Below are 830 nucleotides of genomic sequence, written 5' to 3'. Positions count from 1 at the left end.
CACAGGAAACCCATATTTCTCAACTGATACGACAGCTGCACTGCGGGCTGCTGAAATTGAGGCAGACGTTATTTTAATGGCTAAAAATAACGTTGACGGTGTGTATAATGCTGATCCTAGAAAAGATGAATCAGCTGTTAAGTATGAATCACTTTCTTATCTTGACGTTCTTAAAGACGGCCTGGAAGTCATGGATTCAACAGCTTCCTCTTTATGCATGGACAATGACATTCCGCTTATCGTCTTTTCTATTATGGAAGAAGGAAATATCAAACGTGCCGTTATCGGTGAATCAATCGGAACGATCGTGAGGGGGAAATAACGTGTCAAAAGAAGTATTAACTCAAACAAAAGAAAAAATGGAAAAAGCAATTGCTGCTTATCAGCGCGAATTGGCTACTGTACGCGCAGGCCGTGCAAATCCATCATTATTAGATAAAGTAACAGTTGAATATTACGGAGCGCAGACACCTTTAAATCAGTTGTCTTCTATTAACGTGCCTGAAGCTCGTATGCTCGTTATCACGCCATACGACAAAACAGCAATTGGCGATATCGAAAAAGCGATTTTAAAAGCTGATTTAGGTCTTACACCAACAAGTGACGGCAATATGATTCGAATTGCAATTCCGGCACTAACAGAAGAGAGACGGAAAGAATTAGTGAAAGTTGTAAAAAAATATGCTGAAGAAGCAAAAGTAGCTGTTCGTAACGTTCGCCGTGATGCTAACGATGATCTCAAAAAACTTGAGAAAAACGGAGACATTACTGAGGATGAACTGCGTGCTTCCACTGAAGACGTTCAAAAACTGACAGATGAATATGTGTCG

2 protein-coding genes are annotated in these 830 nt (G+C 40.2%); both read left to right on the top strand.

Annotated elements, in window-relative coordinates; all coding sequences use genetic code 11:
* On the top strand, window positions 1-322 hold a 322-nt coding region (locus tag RAC86_RS39350), incomplete at its 5' end, for an amino acid kinase family protein (RefSeq protein WP_483861772.1).
* Between the two features lies 1 nt (window position 323).
* Window positions 324-830, top strand: a 507-nt coding sequence (gene frr, locus RAC86_RS39345) for a ribosome recycling factor (RefSeq protein ID WP_377887031.1), incomplete at its 3' end; no start/stop codon positions are given.

The organism is Bacillus sp. LR_5 (assembly GCF_042709275.1).
Note: the sequence above shows the minus strand (reverse complement) of the source record. Positions and strands in the feature narration are given on the sequence as shown.